The sequence below is a fragment of the Methanorbis furvi genome, assembly GCF_032714615.1.
In the GTDB taxonomy this organism is placed as follows: Archaea; Halobacteriota; Methanomicrobia; order Methanomicrobiales; family Methanocorpusculaceae; genus Methanocorpusculum; species Methanocorpusculum furvi.
In genome coordinates, this window is record NZ_JAWDKA010000018.1 from 1 (window position 1) to 4,125 (window position 4,125).

Annotated in this window: 13 protein-coding genes; all 13 read right to left on the bottom strand. The window is 49.5% G+C overall.

From position 1 onward, the window contains the following. Positions 1-150 precede the first annotated feature (150 nt). A complete protein-coding gene (locus tag McpAg1_RS09440) occupies positions 151-357 on the bottom strand; it encodes a hypothetical protein (RefSeq protein WP_338095057.1) in 207 nt (68 codons plus the stop codon). Further along, positions 354-566: a hypothetical protein gene (locus McpAg1_RS09445; RefSeq protein WP_338095058.1), complete on the bottom strand. Its 213-nt coding sequence runs from the start codon at positions 564-566 to the stop codon at positions 354-356. Before McpAg1_RS09445 ends, McpAg1_RS09440 begins: the two co-directional genes overlap by 4 nt. Further along, positions 563-778 (bottom strand): hypothetical protein, encoded by a 216-nt coding sequence (locus McpAg1_RS09450; protein ID WP_338095059.1) that lies wholly within the window; start codon positions 776-778, stop codon positions 563-565. The genes McpAg1_RS09445 and McpAg1_RS09450 overlap by 4 nt, the downstream gene beginning before the upstream one ends. A 156-nt stretch (positions 779-934) precedes the next feature. After that, a complete protein-coding gene (locus McpAg1_RS09455; protein WP_338095060.1) occupies positions 935-1,273 on the bottom strand; it encodes a hypothetical protein in 339 nt (112 codons plus the stop codon). Next, a complete protein-coding gene (locus McpAg1_RS09460) occupies positions 1,270-1,800 on the bottom strand; it encodes a hypothetical protein (protein WP_338095061.1) in 531 nt (176 codons plus the stop codon). The genes McpAg1_RS09455 and McpAg1_RS09460 overlap by 4 nt, the downstream gene beginning before the upstream one ends. Continuing rightward, a complete protein-coding gene (locus McpAg1_RS09465; RefSeq protein ID WP_338095062.1) occupies positions 1,797-1,991 on the bottom strand; it encodes a hypothetical protein in 195 nt (64 codons plus the stop codon). Before McpAg1_RS09465 ends, McpAg1_RS09460 begins: the two co-directional genes overlap by 4 nt. Further along, positions 1,988-2,557: an HNH endonuclease signature motif containing protein gene (locus McpAg1_RS09470; RefSeq protein ID WP_338095063.1), complete on the bottom strand. Its 570-nt coding sequence runs from the start codon at positions 2,555-2,557 to the stop codon at positions 1,988-1,990. The genes McpAg1_RS09465 and McpAg1_RS09470 overlap by 4 nt, the downstream gene beginning before the upstream one ends. Next, a complete protein-coding gene (locus McpAg1_RS09475) occupies positions 2,554-2,724 on the bottom strand; it encodes a hypothetical protein (RefSeq protein ID WP_338095064.1) in 171 nt (56 codons plus the stop codon). Before McpAg1_RS09475 ends, McpAg1_RS09470 begins: the two co-directional genes overlap by 4 nt. Then, positions 2,721-3,041 (bottom strand): hypothetical protein, encoded by a 321-nt coding sequence (locus McpAg1_RS09480; protein WP_338095065.1) that lies wholly within the window; start codon positions 3,039-3,041, stop codon positions 2,721-2,723. Before McpAg1_RS09480 ends, McpAg1_RS09475 begins: the two co-directional genes overlap by 4 nt. Further along, positions 3,035-3,304, bottom strand: coding sequence for a hypothetical protein (locus McpAg1_RS09485; RefSeq protein WP_338095066.1), 270 nt, complete (start codon positions 3,302-3,304; stop codon positions 3,035-3,037). The genes McpAg1_RS09480 and McpAg1_RS09485 overlap by 7 nt, the downstream gene beginning before the upstream one ends. After that, complete coding sequence (locus McpAg1_RS09490; protein ID WP_338095067.1) at positions 3,301-3,642, bottom strand: hypothetical protein; 342 nt, start codon at positions 3,640-3,642, stop codon at positions 3,301-3,303. The genes McpAg1_RS09485 and McpAg1_RS09490 overlap by 4 nt, the downstream gene beginning before the upstream one ends. Position 3,643: 1 nt before the next feature. Then, complete coding sequence (locus McpAg1_RS09495; protein ID WP_338095068.1) at positions 3,644-3,871, bottom strand: hypothetical protein; 228 nt, start codon at positions 3,869-3,871, stop codon at positions 3,644-3,646. A gap of 57 nt (positions 3,872-3,928) precedes the next feature. Further along, a partial coding sequence (locus McpAg1_RS09500; protein ID WP_338095069.1) for a hypothetical protein occupies positions 3,929-4,125 on the bottom strand: 197 nt, incomplete at its 5' end.

The following is a 4,125-nucleotide window of genomic DNA, read 5'->3' on the forward strand; positions in this document are numbered from 1 at the left end:
TCTGCCGGGCGAAGGGATCGAGCTTGTACTTCTTCGCAAGCTCCATCATCAACATGAACTGTTCCGGTTTGCATCCTTTGGCAACCGTTTCAAGCATGATTGCTTTCTGTTCCGGCGTGTATTCTCCCTGAATCGTTGCAAGTGCTTCAGTCATCCGACCACCACCAAAACATACGAAATAATGACGGTTGCAACAATGAGACCGGCTGCAAATCCAATTGCGAAGGCAGTTCTGATAAGACTTCGTGCCTTGAACCTGATCCACTCATCGGACAATGATGATATGATCAGGGCGTCGGGATCAGTTATGATCCGGGGTTCCATACCTTCAGTTATCGGAGTAATTTTGTCGATCATACAAGCTCCTCGTGCATCTTCTTCAGCTTCGCCGCTTCTTGGATCACAAACTTCATTCTCTTCTCTGTCCACTCTGGATCTTCCGGGCAAATTGTGCAGGTGACACCCGGTTTTTTCGTGCTTCCTTCGATACGGATAGTCTCATACCGGGGATACTCCTGCGTGATGTGTTTTACCACAACCTGAACGGCGGTTTCTTCCGGTATCATTGTTCAAACCTCATGTTCATCCCGACCGTTTCAAAACCTCGCTCGTCAAAGGTGACGATTGCCGTAAGGTGATGTCTCTGTTCGTAAATCTCCCATGCTTCTTCTGAGAGTTCGCCGTGAAATACCGCTGCATGCAGCATGTCCCCAGTGTCCCAATGCAGAATGTGATTGAGGATCCACAACCCGATCCGCTGTTTGAGTTCGAGTATCATTTCCTGAACCTCCGATCTGTTGACGGATGCCACATCCGGCAGAAGCACATCCCGGTTACGGTGATTTCGGTCGCCGGGCATAAAGTGTTGAAAGTGGGATCGTCCCACTTCTCTGCCGGAACTCCGGCAACGGCTCCGCAGCTCTTGCAACGTCGTTCAGGAGTCATTTTCAGCACTCCTATCTCGATCTTCAAAATCACCTCTATCTCGTGGTGTGAGTTCTTCGAAAATCGTCACTTCTCGCTCGAAATCTTCAGGGAAGAGGGGTTCTGTGTACCAAATTATCTTGGATTTACTCTCTACGGCGTGTTTTTTACATTTTGGTGTTCCATGAACATCCTTACAACAGACATAATCTTCATCCTTTCCGAACTGATGATTACACCCCATAATCCCACAAACAAAACCTAATCGGGGATGATGCAGGCTCGCGTACTTACATTTGCATCTGAACTCCCCGTTATCGTAGTAGTAGGTTTTGGTCTCTCCGTTCATTCCTTCGCCTCCGGTAATTGTTTCAGCTGAACCTCGTAGTGATCGACGCCATACTGAGACGTGATGTAGTCCGCCTGATCCTCTTTCGGCAGCAAGTCCCGAACTGCTGTAATGGTCGGGTGTGCGTGCCGGTGCCACACGTCAAGACCGTGCTTCTTGATGATCTGTTTCCTGATCTCGTCTTCACCGATCAGCTTCACCGCGTCAGCTGCCTTGATCGATAATGCCTTCTCCCATATCTCCGGGCGCTCTTCCCTCAGTTTCAGGGCATTAAGATCAGATGTTGCTCTCTTGTCAGGAACTCCGACCAGCTCATACACATCTGAGGTGATCTGCTGCATTCGGATCTCTGCGACTGCGGCGACGGCTTCGGTGTTGAAGTTCTTCGCAAGATAGGCAAACCGGTCTGCAAGCTCCCGGCACCATGCGGCATACTCGTAGATGTCGGTTATCGGTTTCTGCGGGTAGATGCCGAGAAGTTCCCCCTCCAGTAGATACCCCTGATCAACAGTAGGATCAAAGGTCATGTTGCCGCCTCCAAAGGAACCTCAAGGAAGAGATTTATTGCTCTATCTCCGAGACCCTCCACATACAGCACATCAGCATCAGCGTAGAGGATCGCAGAGTGGAGGTTGCAACCTTCAGCGAGATACTCTTTGATTAACTCCGTGCGGAGCCGCATGTAAGCGCCGGTGATGTCTCTTCTTCTCGGCCTCATGCTGCCATCCCCTTTGCCTCAGCTTCGGCTCTCCTGATCGACGCCTCGATCTGCTTAATGATCCTCCCTATCTGCTGATGAGTGAGATGATATTCGTTGGCCAGTTGGTATGTCGTAATTTTTCCGCGTCCGCGTGGGAGATGTCGAGTACTCATGTACTTATGGTGAATTTCCCTTCGGTCAGCATCAGAGACTTTGCTCTGCGGGTGATTTTCTCCTTTTCGGGTGTTTGGTGCGTATGGATTGTTGCTATTCTCCTTCGGTGTAACAAGCTCCAAGTTCATGATAGAATTGTCCGTCTTGATTCCGTTCTTGTGGTTGATTTGCAACGTCGGATCATCGGGAACGCATCCATTTTGAGCAATCCAGATTGCACGATGTTTCGCAATGCATTTCTCTACCCCCCTGAAAGAGGTCTTGATGCGAACATACCCATTGTCAAGTGTTCCGACAATCTCATTACCAAACCTATCATAGATCGTGCCGAGTGCCGGAATTGCCGTCCACTCCTTATTGGCGAACTTCGCAAGTGCAACGAGATCGGCGGCAATGTTCTCGTCAGTCATTTCTTCGCCTCCCACTTGTCGCACGCCTTATCATTTCGCATTCTTACCGAGTATCCGCCGTGTCGTTCCGCGTCGGTGTTGCACGTGCCGATCCGCTTCTCCGGGTTTGCGGGATCATGTTCCCAGCGCCCGCAGGTTCCGCAGGTCTTCTTAGTCGGCTGCATCATCTTTCCTCCCGAAGAGTGAAGAAATGAACCGGGAACGTGCGTCCCCAGCACTCTTCGTGATTTGGATATCCCGGTAGATTATTCCAGAAATCAGTAAAATCTCCCGGCTCGTCAAACCCTTCCGCCCCATACAATATGGAGACAATTTGCCAAAATTTAAAATTGGCCACGCAACTAATAAAGCAAACACGCCCATCTTTCAGTCGAAACGTGTCTCCAGCCTCCCCTTTTTGCTCCAAACGGGTTGTGCAAGTCTTCCGACGGGAAAGAATTGCCGCTTCCATCTCAGGAGTGAACGAGAGTTGAATTTCTACCATTTTACACCCTCTACAGAATCGTTCTCTTTCGCCGTGTTATTCCGTGATTCGTTGATGATCTCTTTGATCTTTTTCTCTGATTCGTCCCGCTGCCTGTAAGCAACCACGAAGTCATACTTTGCGTCGTGGTCTTTCACCAATACCATCCCCTTTTCACAAGCCGGACAAACCAACCGGTGATCTGCTTTGAGTGTTGCAGTTGTGGGTTCAGTAGATACTTCGAGGCATAACCCACAGTTCGGACAAACAAGATACCGACTCATGAGAGTTCCTCCGTGTCGTCTTTCCGCATCCTCTGTTTCATGCAGCTGTTGTCGCACTTCACGCAGTGGCGATCATCTTCCCTTCCCTCAACCAACCGCGCCTCTTCGGGAGTGAATTCTCGGAACTTGATCACAAGACTGAGTTCTCCGCCGTCGAGTGTTGAAACGGGAACGCCGCATTTTTCGATCTCGTCATGGATCATGATTGTGAGTCCCTTTTGGATAGTGCTCCATATCTGCCTCAATTGCTCAGGTTTCCGCATGTTAATGGATCTCAGCATGAGGGATACTACCTTGTGATCCGTTTTCACCTCAAGTTCGCTTCCATGATATGTCATCTCAGAACCGCCTCCGAAAAAGAGACTCAGCAATACCCAAGCACATTACGCCAGCGGCATCGTAGCAAAAATTTCCAAGAATTTTATCTGCGAGTTCAAGCCCTGCGACACTGGATTCTACGAGGACAACGATCATTTCTTTGTCGGTGTAGATAGTGACCGGATATTTTCCGGTTTCGGGTTCCGGCTCTGTGGGTGTTGTGATCAGTTCAATTTTGGATTTCGGCAAAATTGCCCTGATTTTTTGCTCTGGATCTGATTCAGAATAGAGCAGTATCCGATCCATTCAGAGCACCCCCATAGCGCACCACAGAACCTTTGCCAGATTCAGAGCATCATGTGGATCCGCAACCTTCGGAACATACAACCGCCCGGAGCCGGTGACCTTGACGATGACCTTAAGTTTCGATTGATCGGTTGAGATCAGCCGCACCTCTGAGATAAGTTCATGCGGAATTTTCATGATGATCCCGCACTCATCCT

Bases quoted from the DNA above. Each gene is read 5' to 3' on its own strand.
- McpAg1_RS09445 (WP_338095058.1), bottom strand. From the start codon at position 566: ATGATACCGGAAGAAACCGCCGTTCAGGTTGTGGTAAAACACATCACG.
- McpAg1_RS09460 (WP_338095061.1), bottom strand. From the start codon at position 1,800: ATGACCTTTGATCCTACTGTTGATCAGGGGTATCTACTGGAGGGGGAA.
- McpAg1_RS09465 (WP_338095062.1), bottom strand. From the start codon at position 1,991: ATGAGGCCGAGAAGAAGAGACATCACCGGCGCTTACATGCGGCTCCGC.
- McpAg1_RS09490 (WP_338095067.1), bottom strand. From the start codon at position 3,642: ATGACATATCATGGAAGCGAACTTGAGGTGAAAACGGATCACAAGGTA.
- McpAg1_RS09470 (WP_338095063.1), bottom strand. From the start codon at position 2,557: ATGACTGACGAGAACATTGCCGCCGATCTCGTTGCACTTGCGAAGTTC.
- McpAg1_RS09450 (WP_338095059.1), bottom strand. From the start codon at position 778: ATGATACTCGAACTCAAACAGCGGATCGGGTTGTGGATCCTCAATCAC.
- McpAg1_RS09485 (WP_338095066.1), bottom strand. From the start codon at position 3,304: ATGAGTCGGTATCTTGTTTGTCCGAACTGTGGGTTATGCCTCGAAGTA.
- McpAg1_RS09480 (WP_338095065.1), bottom strand. From the start codon at position 3,041: ATGGTAGAAATTCAACTCTCGTTCACTCCTGAGATGGAAGCGGCAATT.
- McpAg1_RS09440 (WP_338095057.1), bottom strand. From the start codon at position 357: ATGATCGACAAAATTACTCCGATAACTGAAGGTATGGAACCCCGGATC.
- McpAg1_RS09455 (WP_338095060.1), bottom strand. From the start codon at position 1,273: ATGAACGGAGAGACCAAAACCTACTACTACGATAACGGGGAGTTCAGA.
- McpAg1_RS09475 (WP_338095064.1), bottom strand. From the start codon at position 2,724: ATGATGCAGCCGACTAAGAAGACCTGCGGAACCTGCGGGCGCTGGGAA.